The organism is Labrys sp. (in: a-proteobacteria), assembly GCF_047605565.1.
Classification (GTDB): domain Bacteria; phylum Pseudomonadota; class Alphaproteobacteria; order Rhizobiales; family Labraceae; genus Labrys; species Labrys neptuniae.
The window spans coordinates 215,298-231,752 of record NZ_JASGFM010000003.1; the positions used below are offsets into that span (position 1 = coordinate 215,298).

A 16,455-nucleotide genomic window follows, 5' to 3' on the forward strand; every position below is an offset into this window, starting at 1 on the left:
ACAGTGAAAGACTTGGTCCATGGCCTATCTTGAAACCACCGGACTGGGCAGGGACTTTCCCGGCGTGACTGCGCTCAATGGGGTCGATCTCAAGGTCGAGCTCGGGCGCACTCATATCCTGGCCGGCGAGAACGGGGCCGGCAAGTCGACCCTGGTCAAGATTCTCACCGGCACGGAGCTTCCCTCGCGGGGGACCATCAGGATCGATGGCGGCGATCCCACCGAAGAGCCCTCCCTTTATCGAAATATCGCCTATGTGCCTCAGGAACTCACGCTGTTTCCCCAGATGAGCGTTGCTGAGAACCTCTTCATGCCCCTGAACCGCACGGGCCACGGTGGCATGCTGTTCAACCGTCGCGCCCTGATGGCGGAGGCGCAGGCCTATCTCGACCGTTTCGGCATCGAGGCCCGCCCCCAGGATCTCGTGGCCAATATTTCGGTCTCGGATCAGCAACTGCTCCAGATCGCACGCGCTTCCACGAACAAGAATATGAAGGTGCTCATCCTCGATGAGCCGACCTCCGCGCTTACCGGCGTCGAAGTCGAGCGTGTCTTCAAGGTCATGCGCGGCTTCCTCGATCGCAACCACGCGATTATCTTCATCAGCCACAAGATGGATGAGGTTTTTGCCATCGGCGACGACTATACGGTTCTGCGCAATGGCGAGAAGATCGAGAGCGGACAGATCGCCGATATTTCGGAGCCGGATCTCATACGCGCCATGTCCGGTCGTCATGTGGCGCTGGACGAGCATTTCCATCCTGCGGGCAACGCGACCGCTACGATCATGGAAGTCAGGGGCCTGACCGGTCCGCGCTTCAGCGATATTTCATTCGATCTTCGCCGCGGCGAAATCCTTGGGTTCGCCGGCCTTGTCGGGGCAGGGCGCTCCGAAATCATGCAAACCATCTTCGGCTATCGCAAGGCGACCGCCGGCAAGGTCATGGTTGCGGGTAAGGACTGGCAGCTCAACGATACGTCCCGCTCGGTCGAGGCCGGCATGCTCTATCTGTCCGAGGAGCGCAAGCTTCACGGCATATTCCCGCAACTTTCGCTGCGCGAGAATATCGGCATCTCCATCCTGCCGCTCACCGTCGGCCCCTTGGGCATCAGCCAGAAGCGAGAGCGCAGCGCGGTCCAGACCATCATCGACGAGTACGGCATCCGCACCGCCGGCATGGGCAAGCGTATCTCGCATCTGTCGGGCGGCAATCAGCAAAAGGCGATCATCGGTCGCGCTTTGGCCACGCGGCCGCAGATCCTGATTTTCGATGAGCCGACCAAGGGCATCGACATTCGCACCAAGACGGAAATCTACCGGATCATGAAGAGGCTGGCCGAGGAAGGCGTCGGCGTCATCCTCATTTCGTCCGAGATCGCCGAACTGCGCAAATGTGCCAGCCGCATCATAACCATGCATAACGGGCGCCTGACCGGCCAATACGTCACGGCCGACACGGCCACGGAAACGCTGGTGGGCGCCATATTTGGAACCGAGATGAACGCCGATGTCGCCTAAATCACTTGCCACGGTCCTGCGCGATCCGCTCGCGGGAGTCCTTGCGGCCCTTGCGGTCATCTTCGCCTTGTCGGCGATCGTTTCACCTTATTTCCTGACCTCCTACAACATGTCCGTCGTAGCACGCGGCATCGCCTTCGTCGGGCTCATCACCATCGCGCAGTCCATGCTGATGGTGCTGGGCGAACTCGACCTGTCGCTGGGCGTGATAGGCGGCCTCTGCGGGATCGCCTCCGGTGTCCTGATGATGAAGTTCGGCATCGAGCCCTATACGGCAATGCTGCTCGCCATCGCCCTCGGCGCGACCCTGGGGTTTGCCAACGGGCTGCTTGTCACCGGCTTGCGGCTGCACTCGCTCGTCCTGACGATCGGCACAGCAGGCATTTATGGCGGCGCGAATCTGGTCCTGACGCGCGGCGTGGCCATCACCGGTATTCCGCAGCAGATCCAATATCTGGGCCGCGGCGACCTGTTCGGTGTGCCTGTTCCCTTCGTGGCGATGATCGGCGCCCTCCTCGTCGCCACCTTCGTCATGGTGAAAACACCGTTCGGCCGCTACATGTATGCGATCGGCAACAACCGGGGCGCCGCGCGCATGCTCGGGATCCGTGTCGACCTCGTCCGTCTGATCGTGTTCGTGGCGGCCGGCGCTCTCGCGGCGCTGGCGGGTGTCCTCATGGTGGCGCGCCTGGGAACGGCCCAGCCATCCATCGGCGATACCTGGGTGCTGGCCCCCATCGCGGCGTGCGTGATCGGCGGCGTCGCCACCACGGGCGGCGTGGGCAGCCCGATCGGAGCCATTCTCGGCGCCGGTATCATTGCCATCATCGAAAATATCATCGTCCTGTTTGGCGTATCGCCCTACTGGCAGGGCATTGTCTCGGGTGCGATCGTCGTGCTGGCAATCTCCTTTGATGCCATCTCTCGTCGCTATCTGCGCGGCGAAGCAGCTTGAACGGACATGATTGAAGAATTCGCGGAACAAGAAACGATGAACGAACAAGTCTCCACCAAGAAGCTGATCAATGCGCCCGAACAGATCATCCAGGAAATGATCGAGGGCATGACGGGCGCACATCCCGACCTGCTGCGCGTGGAAGGGCAAACAGGCCGCGCCATCGTCGCCGTGGACGGACCGCGCGCCGGCAAGGTCGGCATCGTGATCGGCGGGGGATCCGGCCATGAGCCTGCCTTTGCGGGCTATGTGGGGCGCGGCCTTGCGGATGCCGCTGCGGTAGGCAATGTCTTCGCTTCTCCGTCCCCGGCGCACATCGTCGAAGCGGCGCACGCCGCCGATGGAGGCGCCGGCGTGCTGCTGCTCTATGGCAACTATACCGGCGACGTGCTGAACTTCACCATGGCGGCGGAGGAACTGGCCGGAGAAGGCGTGAATGTGCGCCAGGTCGCCGTGGCAGACGACGTTGCCTCCGCGCCGCCCGAACGCAAGAACGAGCGTCGCGGCATTGCCGGCGATTTCTTCGTTTTCAAGATCGCCGGCGCTGCCGCCGATCTCGGCGAGCCCCTCGCACGGGTGGAAGCGCTGGCCCGCGCGGCGAATGAAGCAACTTGCTCCATGGGCGTGGCGCTCAGTCCCTGCTCCCTGCCGCAAACAGCCAAGCCCAATTTCACCATCGGTGCCGAAGACATGGAAATCGGCATGGGCTTGCATGGCGAGCCGGGCATTCGGCGCCAGAAACTGGCGACGGCCGACGTCGTCACCGACGAACTGATGGACAATCTGGCCAGGGAGCTCGCACTCAAGCAAGGCGACCGGGTCGGCGTCCTGGTCAATGGCCTCGGCGCCACATCGCAAATCGAACTCTATGTGATGTTCCGGCGCGTCAAGCAGCGCCTCGATGCCCTCGATGTGAAGATCCACGCGTCCTGGGTGGGCGAATACGCGACGTCGCTGGAAATGGCAGGCGCTTCGGTGACGCTGATGAAGCTCGATGACAGACTCCAGGCTCTGCTTGACCATCCCTGCCGGACTTTGGCCCTGACCGTCGGCGCAATGGAACCGGTCGTGGAGAAGGGCACGGTGCGGCGCCAGCCGGAACGGACGCCCGATCGTGGCTCGACGACAATGGAAGCCGCTCGTGAACTCATCGCCGATGGCGACATCACGCCCGCCCTGTTCCGGGCCATGATGCAGAATGTCGGCGACCAGATCATCGCGGAGAAGGATTGGCTCTCCGAGCTCGACGGGGTCATTGGCGACGGTGACCACGGCGTCACCATGGAAGTCGGCTGGCGGGCGGTGCAGAAGGCTCTTGACGATGGGCCGGACAATGAGGCGATCGAGGGCATATGCAAGCGCATGGCCAAGGCCTTTCTCGATGCCGTCGGCGCTTCTTCGGGGCCGCTTTACGCGACCGCTTTCCTGCGGGCAGGCACGGCGGTCGGTAATCGTCTCAATCTCGATTCCGAAGCCTTGGCGGCCTGGCTTTCCGCGGCCTGCCAGGGGATCCGCGACCGTGGACGCGCCGAGCCCGGTGACAAGACCATGATCGATGCCTGGGTGCCGGCCGTCTCCGCGGCTCTGGAGCGCGCGCAGGAAAAAGGCTCGACACTCGATATCCTGATTGCCGCAAGGGATGGTGCCAAGGATGGCATGGAGGCTACGGCGGCAATGGAGGCGCGGCGCGGCCGCGCCGCCAAACTCGGGAAGCGCTCCATGGGGCATATCGATCCGGGTGCGGCTTCGACCTATGTCATGTTGAGGGCGATGTCCGAAGCGCGCGAGCGCGCCGTCGGCTGAGCCCGACAAGGCGGCGTGCACGTCCTGGTCAGCTTGGCCGAGGTGTTGAAAGAAACGGGACATTTGTCGCCGCCGGGCCTGCCCCGGCGGCCACGATGTTTGGCCCGCTCGCAAGGACGATGCTTGGTCGGTCAAGCATCGATGCTGTAGGTTATCGTTGTCGCATCGCTTTTGCCGAAAACCGGCATCCACTTTTCGGCACGATGCTCTAGCGTGGCCCCTGCAGAAGGGCTCTGGCAACCGATTCATTGGTTACGAGGCGGTTGACATATCCTGCCCGCAGGATCGCCCGGATAATCGGGATCTTGTCGGTGCCTCCCGAAACCAGCACCGAGATCGGCTTTATCTTGAGCTTGTCAGGCGGCAGGGCGATGGTCGACTCGTTGAGAAAGTGGTCGACGGGGCGGCCCTGGTAATCCAGGAAGCACCCCATGAATTCGCCGACGGCGCCCAGATTGAGAATGGCGTCGAGATGATCCTTCACGACCCGGATCTGCGTGAGCGAAGTGTCATGCGATAGCGGGCCGCAGGAAACGAGGCCGATGTCGGCAATTTCCGTGCGCGCCAGGACATCAGTCAACTCCTCGTTCAGAAGCACCGCGTTGCGGCTTTCTGGATTGGCGCAATAGATCGGCGCCGTCAAATAGTGGCATTCCACGCCGAGGGAGCGGGCGAAGGCCGTCGCCACCTCGAAGGTATTCGTCGAGGAACCGCTGGTGACACCGCCCGTCAGTCCGACCACCCAGCTGGTCGGTCGCAGCTTCGCCGTCAACGCGCGCACGGCGTAGCTGAGCGTGCGGCCCGAACCGATGCCCACGCCCATGTCCTGACCATTGATCAGGGAACTGGCGAGCATGCCGGCCGCCTCGCCGATGACGCGCTTCTGCTCGAGATAGTCCGTCACGTCCGGCACCACGACCGACTCGACCAGGCCGTATCGTGCCGAAACCCTCTCCGCGAGATCGATGCAGTCACTCAGCGGCAAGCTGACCCGGATCTGCACCTTGCCTGTATCCCGGACCTGGCCGATGATCTTGTTCACCTTCAGCCGGGTGATGTTCATGCGCTCGGCGATTTCCTGCTGGGTCTGGCCTCCCACGAAATAGAGCCAGGCCACGCGGGCGCGCTCGAGTTCCTCGGCAAGATTCGCCCCGGCTGGCATGGTATCTTCTAACTCGCTGCTGGGCACGGGGTGATCCTGTAGAATGGGGCATCCGGTATAGCCGTGCGGCGTAAGCCGTTGCAAACCTTGTCACAGGTGATCCGGTGCCGAAACAGGGTTTTCCTCCCTTTCTGCCGAGAGTTGCGCCCGGCTCGGCGCATCGTTTTCCGTCAGCTCATGCTGCCCTGCGCAACGCGTTCGGCGCGGAACGCCGCGTCCCGGGGAAAGACCGCCGATCGGGCCGCGAGTGCGGGATCCGCGATCTTTGCGTCAGAGCTGCAGCACATTCGCGCCGATCGACGGATCGAGCGCCCGCTCCAGTCGCGTCGGAAAGACCGACACATGGATCTCCAGCGAGCCACGACCGACCTCGAGCGCAAGCAGGTGGCCGCCGAAGGTTTGGAAGGTGCTGTCCGCCGCCACGCCGTGGGCGTGAATCGCGGGCTCGCCATCCTTCCAGGCCAGGGTGCCGGTCATGTTGGCGAGCTCCAGATTCTCGATGGTTTTCGGGCGATAGGCCTTGTTGTCGAAATCGAAGAACCCGAAGGTCGCTTGCCGTAGAAATCCGAAGCCGACAAAGCCGGCAGCCGGCACCGCTTCCTCCTTCATCAGGGCTTCAAGCCGCGCGAAGACGTCGTCGCCCTGCCGCAGGACCATGAAATAGCCGTCCGGCGTTTGAATGTAGCGCCTGTGCTCGAGCATTCCAGGCCTCCTGGACCGTTGCTGCAGGCCTGGTTGCGCCGTCGGCACCAGGCCTGCCACCCTTATGATGCAGCGAGCGGCCGCAGGCTGCCTTCCAGGCGGAAGAACGTGCCATCCGGCGTCGTGAAAAAGGCGAGCGAGCGCCCGGCCTCGAAGTCGTCGATATGGACGACCGTGGAGCCGTCGGCCTCCTGCCAGGAGATGGCATAGGACTGTCCGGCCAGATGCCGCCATTCGAAGCCGACAGTCGCCTTGTTGCCGGTCAGCGGTCCCTTGGTGATCTCATAGCGGAGTGAGGGGCCATCCGATGCATAGGCATTGGTGGCGACGAGGTCGCCGTAGTCGACCTCGAACTGCTGTCCGGCCAGAGGAAATGCGATAGGATTCATGTTCGTTTCACCTTTGCGATCGTTGGCTCAGGCCTGGCAGGCGAGGGCAGTCCGTGTCCGGCCGAGCCACACCAGCGCCAGGCCGGCTGCGGCAAGCGCACCGCCGGCCACGGGAACCGCCGCGTAGCCCCAGCCAAGGCTGATGACCCCGCCGCCGACAGCCGCACCGACCGCATTGCCGAGATTGAAGGCGCCGACATTGATCGAGGAGGCCAGGCCGGGTGCTTCCGCCGCCGCCTGCATCACCCGCATCTGTACCGGCGGGACGATGGCGAAGGTTGCAGCACCCCAGGCGAGCAGCCCGATCGCCGCCCCGACATGGCTCGTCAACACCAAGGGCAACAGCACCATGATAAGCGCGAGGGCGGCGAGGAAGATCTTGGTGGCGCCGTCGAGAGACCAGTCGGCGAGGCGGCCTCCCAGGCCGTTGCCGAGGGTGAAGCCGACGCCGATCAGCACCAGCGCGAGCGTGACGAAGGTGTCCGAGGCGCCGGTGAGGTCCGCCAGCACCGGAGCGACATAGGTGTAGAGCGTGAACATGGCGCCGGCACCCATCACGGTCGTCGCCATTGCCAGCAGGACGGCCGGGCGGATGAGGACGCCGAGCTCGCGCTTGACGTTCGGCACCTTGCCGGGCTCTCCCTTCGGCAGCGCCAGCCACAGCGAGGCGATGGCGAGGAGGCCGAGCACGGCCGTACCGGCGAAGGCCATGCGCCAACCGATCTGCTGGCCGATCCAGGTGGCTGCGGGTACGCCGCCGATATTGGCGATCGTCAAGCCCATGAACATGGTCGCGACCGCGCTGGCCTGCTTCTCCTTGGGCACGACACTGGCGGCAACCACGGCGCCGAGACCGAAGAAGGCGCCGTGGTTGAGGCTGGTGACCAGCCGCGCGAGCAGCAGGGTGGCATATCCCGGCGCGAGCGCCGACAGGATGTTGCCGACGGTGAAAATGCCCATCAGCAGCATCAGGGCGGCGCGCTTGCCGAAACGACTGAAGGCGAGCGTCATGATCGGGGCGCCCAGCATCACGCCGATCGCATAGGCACTGACGAGCATGCCGGCCGTCGGGATCGTGACACCCACGCCGTCGGCGATGACCGGCAGCAGGCCCATGGGCGTGAATTCGGTCGTCCCGATGCCGAAGGCGCCGATGGCCAAGGCGAGCAGGGGCCAGTTGAACCCCTGCCGAAGCTCGTCGCCGGAAGCGACACCGTTCGTGCTCATCATCGATCCTCCTCAGGCGTCCCAGGCCGGGGCGAGACCCGGAGGGTTGACGAGGCGTCCATCCGGACGGGCGAGCGCGCCGATCACCGCCATGTCGTCCTCACTCAGGACGAAGTCGAAGATCGCGACATTCTCGGCTACGCGCTCGGGCCTGGCGGTCTTGGACAGTGCCACGAAGCCCTGCTGGACCAGCCAGCGTAGCGCAACCTGCGCGGCGCTCTTGCCGTATTTCGCGCCGATGCGCTGGAGCAGCGGATCGCGGGGCACAGCGCCGTCGGCCATGCCGTAATAGGCGCTGACGACCAGGCCCATGGACTTGGCGGCCGCGGCGAGGGCGCGTTGATCGAGATAGGGGTGAAGCTCGACCTGGTTGGTGACGATGGGCGCCTGGCTCAGTGCTACCGTCTCCTTCATCTGGGCGATATTCTGGTTGCTCACGCCGATGAAGCGGGTCTTGCCGGCGGCCTGGACGGCGTTCAGCATTTCGACCTGATCGGCGATGGCGACCTTGTCGCCCGGCCAATGCAGCAGCAGGAGGTCGACCTGGTCGACCTTCAGCCTGTCGAGGCTTTCATCGACCGAGGCCGCGAACCTGGCCCGGCTGTAGTTGTCGACCCAGACCTTGGTGGTCAGGAACAGCTCCTCGCGCCGGGCGCCGGCGGCCTGGAGGGCGCGGCCGAGCGCGGCCTCGTTCTGATAGATCTGGGCTGTATCGAAATGGCGGAAGCCGGCTTCGAGGGCAGCGGGAACGACGCGCTCCACTTCGGCATCCGACATGCGGAACACGCCGAAACCGAGGGTGGGGATTACAGCGCCATGGACACTGATGGTCTGCATTTTCGTCTCCTGGGATCGTCAGGCGGCCAGCGCCGCGGGTTTCCTGGTCAGCATCGGCATGACGTCCGATGCGAGTTCATCGAGGACTTCGGCAGGCGGGCGGGCCGACTGCCGTAGATTGATGGCGACGTGATCGACACCCGCCGCCGCCAAAGCGCGGAAATGCGCGACAAGGCCCTTGCGGCCGACACGGGCGCCGAAGCGGATCGGCGTCGCCGGTGCGTCGGCCTGGTCGAGCAGATCGAGGTGGAAAGCGCTGATGAAAGCGCCGTGCCCGGCCGTCGCATCGGTCCAGCCGCGCGCCTGCCGGGCGGTCTTGTCGAGGCTGCCCGGATAGACGAAGCGACCGTCCATATGGGCGGCGAGCCAGGCGTCGTCCTGCCGGGCCTGGCCGGCCACCACCAGGGGAATCGTCGGCTGCACCGGCCTCGGCAGCAGGTCCAGCGCCGGCGCACGCTCGCCATTCACCGGCAGGCCGCCGGGCTGCCAGGCCGCACGCAGATAGGTGACCGCCTCCCGGAAGGCCTCGCCGCGGGCCTCGAAATCAAGGCCGAGCAGTGGATATTCGACCGGCCGGTCGCCCGAGGCCACGCCGAGGATCAGGCGGCCGCCGGAGAGGGCGTCCACCGAGGCCGCCGCCTTGGCCGTCATCAGGGGATGGCGGATCGGCAGGACGACCGCGGCGGTACCGAGGGCCACCCTGCGGGTCACGCCGGCGAGAAAACCGAGCAGGGTGAAGACATCGTAGACCGAGCCGGCATCGCCCATGTTCACCTGGTCGAAGACAGGCACGTCGCGCATCCAGATCGCCGAGAAACCGAGGTCGTCGGCCCTGCGGACAAGATCGGTCTGCGCGCTGAGATCGGGAACGCCGCGCGGGCGCCCTTGCGCCGCTCGCCGGGCCTCGCCGGCGGGCGACCAGTCATTGTCGAGCGGCAATTCGATGCCGAGGGTCATGTGATCCGGCTTGCGGATCAGTTCCAATGCGGAATTCTTTTTCATGAATGGCTAGATATATGTTTGGATCCGGCTTGATAATCGGCTCACTTTCCACATTATCTGTGAAGTCAGTTCACAGATTGGGCGTCGCATGGACAATCGCGTCGGCGAAATGCAGGTCTTCCTGCGCGTGGTGGAGAGCGGGAGCTTCTCCGAGGCGGCCCGGTTGCTGTTGATGACGCCCTCCACGGTCAGCAAGCTGATCGGTCGTATCGAGGAGCGCCTGGGCGTGCGCCTGCTCGAGCGCTCTACGCGCCGGCTGTCGCTGACGGCCGAGGGCCAGATCTTCTATGAGAAGAGCCTCGCCTTGCTGGCGGAACTGGACGAGATCGAGCGCGGCCTGTCCCAGGGCGCGGCCAGTGCCGGCGGCACCGTCCGGGTCAACGCCTCGGTCGCTTTCGGCGTGCTGGGCCTGGAGCCCTTGCTGCCGGCGTTCTGGGAGGCTCATCCCAACATCGTCGTCGATGTCTCCCTCTCCGACGAGATCGTCGACCTCTATCTCGACCGTACCGATGTCGCCCTCCGGGTGGGCGCGCTGCAGGATTCCGCCATGATCGCACGCCGCATCGGCGTGGCCAGGCGCAAGATCGTCGCTGCTCCGCGCTATATCGAGCGCCGGGGGGAGCCAAGGACCGTGGAGGACCTCGCCGGGCACAATTGCCTCGGCTTCAATTTCCGGCGGGCCGCGCCGGTCTGGCCGCTGAGGGAAGGGGGACGCATCGTCGATCGCGTTGTCGGCGGGCCTCTGCTTGCCAATAATGGCGAGACCGTCCGGCGGATGGCGGTGGCGGGAGCCGGGTTGGCGCGGCTCGGCGAATACCATGTCCGGGCCGATATCGCAGCGGGCCGCCTGGTCGAGGTGCTGTCGGAGGCGGTCGAGGGGGACGAGGAACAGATCCATGCCCTCTATCTGGGCGGCCCGCATCTGCCCTATCGCGTCAGGGCCTTCCTCGATTTCGTCTGTCCTCGCCTGACGGCTTTCATCATGGGCAGACAGACGGCCGTGGCATGACGAAGAGGCGGCTAGGGATGCGCAAATACCCTTGATCGCCAGGCGCGGGATGAAGCTTCATCTCGGCGGGGGCTAAAGGCGCGTTACCCGACCAAGCCGAATGTAGCGATCCACGAGGGTCTTTTCGGCAGAAAAAGGGTGCCACTCCCACCCCTGATGGGTAAAGCCGACGAGAATGATGGGAAGGTGGGCGAAACGCTGGAGAACATAGTGGAGCGCCAGCATTCCGCTGCTTGGTACCACATAGGGCGGAGCCGCAAGATCAGCGAGGTTACGATCGACTTCGTCGTGGAGCTTGCGATCGAAAACCAGAAAGTCCTTGCCGACGACAGCGCAATAGGTGGCGAATCTCGACGTGTGATCATCGCAAAAATCGGTGAGGTCGGGCCACATATCGATGATGGCCGCCCTCAGGTCCAGAAACTTGGCTGGGTTGCGTACGCACCATAGTTCGCCGGCTTCGCGGATCGCCGAATGAGATCGCCACTTGGTGGAGGTCGCCATCGCATAGCCAGGCCGACCCGTGTTGCAGATGGCCACGGCATGCGTAGGGCCCGGCAGGTCGGCATAGGACCGGCAGTCGTTGAAGCGGACAACGAAGCTGGCCTGATCGGCAAGGGACACTGCGTCAGGAGAGATGGGACCGTTGCCAACCAGCAGGATCATGCAGCAGCCAATCGAGACTGGAGAGTCCAACGGTCGGGAACACGACAATGCAAATTCACAGCTTCCCGAAATTACGCATTTGAGGGAGCTTTTAGCATGGGCATGGACCTATGGAACAGCGGGTTGCCGTTTGGCACGATGGGCCATCTGCGAGACGATCGGGGCTGTCGCCAAGTGGATTTCGGCCTTGGCCACGTCGGTCCAGCCTGGCTGCCTGGATGCGAAACCTCCTTTGCTGCTGCAATGCGCTGGCGTGCCGGCAGCCCGGACGACGGAGCGCTGACGACCGGCTGTGATCAAATCTGATCAAGACTCCTCGTTCAATCCGATGAATTTTCTCGCACATTTCGCGACGGAACGGAGACGCCATTGCGTCGCCGGTGAAGACGGAATGGAAACCATGAGCGAGCATATGGTCATAATCGGTGCGGGCGAGGCCGGGAGCAGGGCTGCCTTTGCATTGCGCGAGCTTGGCTTTGCGGGCTCGGTGACACTCATCGGCGAGGAGATGCATCTTCCCTATGAACGGCCGCCCTTGTCCAAGGACGCGCTGACCACTGAGGATGCGCCCGGTCCGAAGACCATCGCCACCGTCGCACGCTTCGAGGCTTCTGCAATCACATGCCTGACCGGTATCAAGGTGCACGGCATCGACCGCGTGGCAAAGCGGGTGCATCTGTCCGATGGCCGGACGCTTGCCTATCACAGGCTCCTGCTCGCTACAGGTGCGAGTGCGCGGCGCATAATCCTTCCCGGGGACGGCGACGATCGCCACTGCGTAACATTGCGTCGTTTCGAGGACGTGGCGCGCCTGCGCAGCCATTTTCGTCCTGGCGCCAGGATCGCCATCATCGGCGGCGGTTTCATCGGGCTGGAGGTTGCAGCCAGTGCAATCCAGCGCGGCGCGGGCGTAACGCTGATCGAGGTCCAGCAACACATCCTGAGCCGGGGCGTGCCCGAAGAGATTGCTCGTATGGTGGAGGCACGCCATCTGGCGTCCGGCGTCGAACTGGTGTGCGGGATCCCCATCCTGTCCTTGCAGGACAGGGGAGGGCAGGCCGTGCTGCATTTGGCGAATGGACAGGAAATCGCCGCCGATCTCGTGGTGGCCGGTGTCGGCGCGGTGCCGTCGACGGCGCTTGCCGAAGCAGCCGGGCTGGCGATCGAAAACGGGATAGCCGTCGATGCCCAGCTTCGCACCAGCGACCCGTCGATCTTCGCCGCCGGCGATTGCTGTTCGTTCCCCCTGCCGGTCTACGACAACAGGCGGGTGAGACTGGAATCCTGGCGCAACGCGCAGGATCACGGCGCGCTGGCGGCCCGCAACATGCTCGGCGCCAATGACATGATTTCCGCCGTGCCCTGGTTCTGGTCGGATCAATACGATCTCAGCCTCCAGGTTGCCGGATTGGTCGATCAGGGATGCTCGATTGTGCGGCGAGACCTCGGACCGCATGCCGTTCTGCAGTTTCATCTGGATGGCACGGGCCGCCTGGTCGCAGCGAGCGGCATCGGGCCTGGCAATGCGGTGGCCCGCGATATCCGCCTGGCGGAGATGTTGATCGCCAGGCGTACCAGGCCCTCGGCGGCCGCCTTGTCGGCACCGAACGTCAATCTCAAGAGCTTGCTTGCGGCGTGAACACACCGGTCAGCCTGCCGGGCCGAGGCGGTGACTTGCGAGCGGGCAGGTCGCCAGCGCTTGATCAATTCTGATCAAGTAATCCGGCGACGGACTCTGGCACGCCGGCTATCATCGATGCAAGAAAAAGGGAGAAAAGGCGATGGACCGTCGGCCGTCGGTTTATGATCTGCGGAGCCAGAAAGGCTTGCGAAAGTGGCTCCAGCTGCATGTCGATACCCCGGCCGAGGCTGCCGCCGCGCAGGCCGCTGGCATCGTGATCCTCTCCTGCGAGCCCGATCATCAGCTCGAAGCCCTGCGCAAGGCCGCGCCCGGAGCCTTCCTGTCGGCAGGGATGCCGCATGGCTCTGTCTCGTCGCCCCAGGAAGCCATCCGGCTCGGCTTCGAGATCCTTCGCCGTGGCGCCGATGCCGTCTATTGTTCGCATTCTCCGTTTTTCATCGAAGCCATGGCGCGCGAAGGCATCCCGGTCACCGGCCATGTCGGCCTCGTGCCAAATCGAGCGACCTGGACGAATTTTCGCGCCATCGGAAAGAAGGCCGAAGAGGCGGTCCAGGTGATGCGCGCCGTCAAGGATATCGAGAATGCAGGAGCGGCTTTCATCGAGGTCGAAGTGGTCCCCGTGCGCCTCGCCGACTTCATCACGCGCTCGACCCCGATGATCACGATGGGCATGGGATGCGGATCGGCCTGCGACACGCAATATCTGTTTTCATCCGATGTGCTGGGGACGAATAGAGGGCATTACCCCCGTCACGCCAAGAAATATGCCGATTTCGCTGTCCTCGAGGCGGAACTGCAGCAAAAGCGCGTGACCGCGTTCCAGGCCTTCGCAGCTGATGTCGAGAATGGCGCCTATCCGCAGGCCGTGCACCAGGTCGACATGGACGACGACGCCTTCGAACGTTTCCTGACCCTTTCCAACAAGCTCTGAAAGGAGGCCGTCATGGACGACCTTTCCTATGGCGCGCGCAACAAGCGCGGCGACTGGGCTCCGAACGAGCCGGCCTCAACGGCGCCCGTCTTCACATTCCCGCCGCAGCCGCTGAAGTTCCTGAAGTGGCTTCCGCACTATTTTCTTCCCTACAACGTCCTGTTCGCGCTCTCGGCCGTTGCCTGGTGGTATTTTGTCCTGCCGGAGCCCGAGGTGATGAAGGCCTTGGCCTGGGGCTGGGTGTTGAAGCTCTTCGCCGCCAACGCCATCGCCGTCTTCCTGTTCTTCGGCGCCTTCGAACTGAAGCTCTATATTCTGCGTTCGCAGGGCAACCGCTTCAAATATAACGGGAAATTTCCGGCCGAGCAGCGTTCGAAAGCCTTCTTCTTCGAGCGCCAGAATGTCGACAACATGCTGCGCACCTTCGGAACCGGGCTGCCGATCTGGACGGGCATCGAGGTGTTCGTGCTCATGGCCTTCGCCAATGGCTGGGTGCCGTGGCTCGCCTTCGCGCAGAACCCGGTCTATCTGTTCGTGCTCGCGCTCCTGGTGCCGATCATTCACGAGACCCATTTCTTCCTGCTGCATCGGGCGATCCATTGGGGACCGCTCTACAAATGGGTGCACTCCGTCCACCACAATTCGGTGAATCCCTCGCCGTGGTCGTCCCTCTCGATGCATCCCGTCGAGCAGTTCTTCTATCTCGGCACCATGTTCTGGCACCTGATCATCCCATCCAACCCGATCATGGCGCTCTACCAGCTGCATTTCGCCGGATTTGGTGCCATTCCCGGCCATGTCGGCTTCGACAAGGTGGAACTGGGCGAGGACACCGCCGTCGATAGCCACGCCTATATCCACTACCTCCACCACAAATATTTCGAGGTGAACTATGGCGACGGGCTGATCCCCTTCGACAAGTGGTTCGGCACGTTCCACGACGGCAGCAAGGAGGGGGAGAAGCAGATGCAGGTCCGCTACGAAAAGAAGAAGGCCCGCCTCAATGCGAAGGCCGAGGCCAAGAAATCCGATGAAACCGACCGGGCGGGAGCATAGAGATGGCCGACTGGATCACCGCCTGCAAGCTGGCCGACATCGAAACCGAGGGTGTCATTCGCTTCGACCATGGCGGCAGGACCTACGCGATCTATCGCTCGCCCAGTGACGAGGTCTTCTGCACCGACGGGCTCTGCACCCATGAGGCCATTCATCTGGCCGATGGCCTGGTCATGGACTACGAGATCGAATGTCCGAAGCATTCGGGCGCCTTCGACTATCGAACCGGCGAGGCGTTGCGCATGCCGCCCTGCGTCAATCTCAAGACATACCGGGCCGAGACGGATGGCACCGATGTGAGGGTGTGCCTGTAGGGTCGGCAGCGCCTCGCACCTTTCCGTCGAACGATGACGGGCCGGCACCTTGCGTGACCGGCCCTTTTCAATGGCGCCGTCCCTTGCCCGCCGTCGGAACCTCCGGCAGTCATCCGGGCAAGATCAAATTTGATCAAATCATGCGTTGAGCAGCCTTGGAGCCCCTCTAAACTGAACAACAGAGCGCGGCTCCACACGGAACACAAGGCGAGCCGGCTGATCCAAGGGAGGGTTCAATGAAGGCATGGCTCAAGGCCACTCTCGGCGCTTGCGCGCTGTTGATGTCGACCGCATCCGGTTTTGCCGCGGAACGGATCGTGTTCGTCGGCCACTGGTCGGAATCGGATTCGTTCTTCAACGTCATCCGGAACTCGGCCCAGCTGGCCGCGGATCAGCTCGGTGTGAAGATCGAGTTTCGCAATCCGACCGGCGGCGATCTCTCCGAAATGGGGCGGCTGATCGATCAGGCGGCGGCATCGAAGCCGACGGCCATCATCGCCACGGTTCCCGACGAGAATATCGTCAACGATCCGCTTTCCAATGCCGTTGCGGCCGGCATTCCCGTGGTGATCGTGAATTCCGGCTCGGCCGAGATCGCCAAGAAGATCGGTGCGCTGCGCTATATCGGCCAGGCCGAATATGACGCGGGCAAGGCTGCCGGCGAGCAGGCCAAGGCCGCGCAGGTCAAGAGCTTCCTGTGCGTGAACCATTTCTACCAGCACCCGGTCTCGCACCAGCGCTGCAAGGGCTTCGCAGACGGGCTCGGCGTGCCGCTGGGCGACCAGGAGATCGATTCCGGCACCGATCCCAACGATGTCGTCAATCGTTCGGCGGCCTTCCTCAAGGCACATCCCGACACCCAGGCCATCCTGACACTCGGCCCGACCAGTGCCGATCCGATGATCAAATGGGTGAAGGACCAGGGCGCCGGCGACAAGTATTTCTTCGCAAGCTTCGATCTCAGCAAGGACATCGTCGCGGCCATGAAGGATGGCACGGTCAAGGTCGCCATCGACCAGCAACCCTTCCTGCAGGGCTATGATGCGGTCACCGTGCTGACCAACTATGCGCGCTATGGCGTGCTGCAGGCGAACGACGTCGCCTCGGGCCCCGGCCTGATCACCAAGGCCAATATCGACCAGGTCCTGGCGCTGGCCGGCAAGTATCGCTGACAAGCCATCGCTGACAAGCCATCGCTGACAAACCATCGCGCAAAGAGCGGGGGCGCGTGATGCCCCCGT

At 63.7% G+C, this 16,455-nt stretch carries 16 protein-coding genes; 9 read left to right on the forward strand and 7 right to left on the reverse strand.

What is annotated here, in order from left to right; genetic code table 11:
* The first annotated feature begins 19 nt into the window (after positions 1–19).
* From QM672_RS04795 to dhaL, 3 genes are all read left to right on the forward strand, one after another.
* Positions 20–1,519: a sugar ABC transporter ATP-binding protein gene (locus tag QM672_RS04795; protein WP_415080961.1), complete on the forward strand. Its 1,500-nt coding sequence runs from the start codon at positions 20–22 to the stop codon at positions 1,517–1,519.
* Positions 1,520–1,586: 67 nt separating this feature from the next.
* The gene (locus tag QM672_RS04800; RefSeq protein ID WP_415080963.1) at positions 1,587–2,474 is read left to right on the forward strand and encodes an ABC transporter permease; all 888 of its coding nucleotides are present in this window, start codon (positions 1,587–1,589) and stop codon (positions 2,472–2,474) included.
* A gap of 36 nt (positions 2,475–2,510) precedes the next feature.
* Entirely contained in the window at positions 2,511–4,277 is a 1,767-nt protein-coding gene (gene dhaL / locus QM672_RS04805; protein ID WP_415080965.1) for a dihydroxyacetone kinase subunit DhaL, read from the forward strand.
* A 208-nt stretch (positions 4,278–4,485) separates the two neighbouring features.
* Here dhaL and QM672_RS04810 read toward each other — a convergent pair whose 3' ends face one another.
* From QM672_RS04810 to QM672_RS04835, 6 genes are all read right to left on the reverse strand, one after another.
* Positions 4,486–5,439: a sugar-binding transcriptional regulator gene (locus QM672_RS04810; protein WP_415080967.1), complete on the reverse strand. Its 954-nt coding sequence runs from the start codon at positions 5,437–5,439 to the stop codon at positions 4,486–4,488.
* Between the two features lie 270 nt (positions 5,440–5,709).
* Positions 5,710–6,141 (reverse strand): DNA-binding protein, encoded by a 432-nt coding sequence (locus QM672_RS04815; protein ID WP_311936983.1) that lies wholly within the window; start codon positions 6,139–6,141, stop codon positions 5,710–5,712.
* 62 nt (positions 6,142–6,203) lie between these two features.
* The gene (locus QM672_RS04820; protein WP_394311527.1) at positions 6,204–6,530 is read right to left on the reverse strand and encodes a MoaF-related domain-containing protein; all 327 of its coding nucleotides are present in this window, start codon (positions 6,528–6,530) and stop codon (positions 6,204–6,206) included.
* A gap of 27 nt (positions 6,531–6,557) precedes the next feature.
* Complete coding sequence (locus tag QM672_RS04825; RefSeq protein WP_415081146.1) at positions 6,558–7,757, reverse strand: MFS transporter; 1,200 nt, start codon at positions 7,755–7,757, stop codon at positions 6,558–6,560.
* A gap of 12 nt (positions 7,758–7,769) precedes the next feature.
* A complete protein-coding gene (locus QM672_RS04830; protein ID WP_367624751.1) occupies positions 7,770–8,594 on the reverse strand; it encodes an aldo/keto reductase in 825 nt (274 codons plus the stop codon).
* Between the two features lie 18 nt (positions 8,595–8,612).
* The gene (locus QM672_RS04835) at positions 8,613–9,596 is read right to left on the reverse strand and encodes a TIGR03571 family LLM class oxidoreductase (protein WP_394311525.1); all 984 of its coding nucleotides are present in this window, start codon (positions 9,594–9,596) and stop codon (positions 8,613–8,615) included.
* A gap of 88 nt (positions 9,597–9,684) precedes the next feature.
* Between QM672_RS04835 and QM672_RS04840 the strand changes: the two genes are divergently transcribed.
* Positions 9,685–10,605, forward strand: a complete 921-nt coding sequence (locus QM672_RS04840; RefSeq protein WP_415080971.1) for a LysR family transcriptional regulator — start codon at positions 9,685–9,687, stop codon at positions 10,603–10,605.
* Positions 10,606–10,677: 72 nt separating this feature from the next.
* On the opposite strand, the gene QM672_RS04845 is transcribed toward QM672_RS04840, so the two are convergent.
* On the reverse strand, positions 10,678–11,271 hold the full coding sequence (locus QM672_RS04845) for a Urease operon accessory protein (RefSeq protein ID WP_415080973.1): 594 nt from the start codon (positions 11,269–11,271) through the stop codon (positions 10,678–10,680).
* A 391-nt stretch (positions 11,272–11,662) separates the two neighbouring features.
* On the opposite strand from QM672_RS04845, the gene QM672_RS04850 reads away from it, so the two are divergent.
* The 5 genes from QM672_RS04850 (at position 11,663) to QM672_RS04870 (ending at position 16,386) form a co-directional block, all read left to right on the forward strand.
* Positions 11,663–12,910, forward strand: coding sequence for an NAD(P)/FAD-dependent oxidoreductase (locus tag QM672_RS04850; RefSeq protein WP_415080975.1), 1,248 nt, complete (start codon positions 11,663–11,665; stop codon positions 12,908–12,910).
* A 187-nt stretch (positions 12,911–13,097) separates the two neighbouring features.
* Positions 13,098–13,844 carry a 3-methyl-2-oxobutanoate hydroxymethyltransferase gene (locus QM672_RS04855; RefSeq protein WP_311936964.1) on the forward strand — a complete coding sequence of 249 codons (747 nt, stop codon included), beginning with the start codon at positions 13,098–13,100 and terminating at the stop codon, positions 13,842–13,844.
* A 12-nt stretch (positions 13,845–13,856) separates the two neighbouring features.
* Entirely contained in the window at positions 13,857–14,900 is a 1,044-nt protein-coding gene (locus QM672_RS04860) for a sterol desaturase family protein (protein WP_415080977.1), read from the forward strand.
* 2 nt (positions 14,901–14,902) lie between these two features.
* Positions 14,903–15,214 carry a MocE family 2Fe-2S type ferredoxin gene (locus tag QM672_RS04865; protein ID WP_415080979.1) on the forward strand — a complete coding sequence of 104 codons (312 nt, stop codon included), beginning with the start codon at positions 14,903–14,905 and terminating at the stop codon, positions 15,212–15,214.
* A 236-nt stretch (positions 15,215–15,450) separates the two neighbouring features.
* Positions 15,451–16,386, forward strand: a complete 936-nt coding sequence (locus QM672_RS04870) for a sugar ABC transporter substrate-binding protein (protein ID WP_311936956.1) — start codon at positions 15,451–15,453, stop codon at positions 16,384–16,386.
* The last annotated feature ends 69 nt before the right edge of the window (positions 16,387–16,455 follow it).

Bases quoted from the DNA above. Each gene is read 5' to 3' on its own strand.
- QM672_RS04840 (WP_415080971.1), top strand. From the start codon at position 9,685: ATGGACAATCGCGTCGGCGAAATGCAGGTCTTCCTGCGCGTGGTGGAG.
- QM672_RS04865 (WP_415080979.1), top strand. From the start codon at position 14,903: ATGGCCGACTGGATCACCGCCTGCAAGCTGGCCGACATCGAAACCGAG.
- dhaL (WP_415080965.1), top strand. From the start codon at position 2,511: ATGAACGAACAAGTCTCCACCAAGAAGCTGATCAATGCGCCCGAACAG.
- QM672_RS04795 (WP_415080961.1), top strand. From the start codon at position 20: ATGGCCTATCTTGAAACCACCGGACTGGGCAGGGACTTTCCCGGCGTG.
- QM672_RS04870 (WP_311936956.1), top strand. From the start codon at position 15,451: ATGAAGGCATGGCTCAAGGCCACTCTCGGCGCTTGCGCGCTGTTGATG.
- QM672_RS04835 (WP_394311525.1), bottom strand. From the start codon at position 9,596: ATGAAAAAGAATTCCGCATTGGAACTGATCCGCAAGCCGGATCACATG.
- QM672_RS04845 (WP_415080973.1), bottom strand. From the start codon at position 11,271: ATGATCCTGCTGGTTGGCAACGGTCCCATCTCTCCTGACGCAGTGTCC.
- QM672_RS04860 (WP_415080977.1), top strand. From the start codon at position 13,857: ATGGACGACCTTTCCTATGGCGCGCGCAACAAGCGCGGCGACTGGGCT.
- QM672_RS04825 (WP_415081146.1), bottom strand. From the start codon at position 7,757: ATGAGCACGAACGGTGTCGCTTCCGGCGACGAGCTTCGGCAGGGGTTC.
- QM672_RS04815 (WP_311936983.1), bottom strand. From the start codon at position 6,141: ATGCTCGAGCACAGGCGCTACATTCAAACGCCGGACGGCTATTTCATG.
- QM672_RS04810 (WP_415080967.1), bottom strand. From the start codon at position 5,439: ATGCCAGCCGGGGCGAATCTTGCCGAGGAACTCGAGCGCGCCCGCGTG.
- QM672_RS04850 (WP_415080975.1), top strand. From the start codon at position 11,663: ATGGAAACCATGAGCGAGCATATGGTCATAATCGGTGCGGGCGAGGCC.
- QM672_RS04820 (WP_394311527.1), bottom strand. From the start codon at position 6,530: ATGAATCCTATCGCATTTCCTCTGGCCGGACAGCAGTTCGAGGTCGAC.
- QM672_RS04830 (WP_367624751.1), bottom strand. From the start codon at position 8,594: ATGCAGACCATCAGTGTCCATGGCGCTGTAATCCCCACCCTCGGTTTC.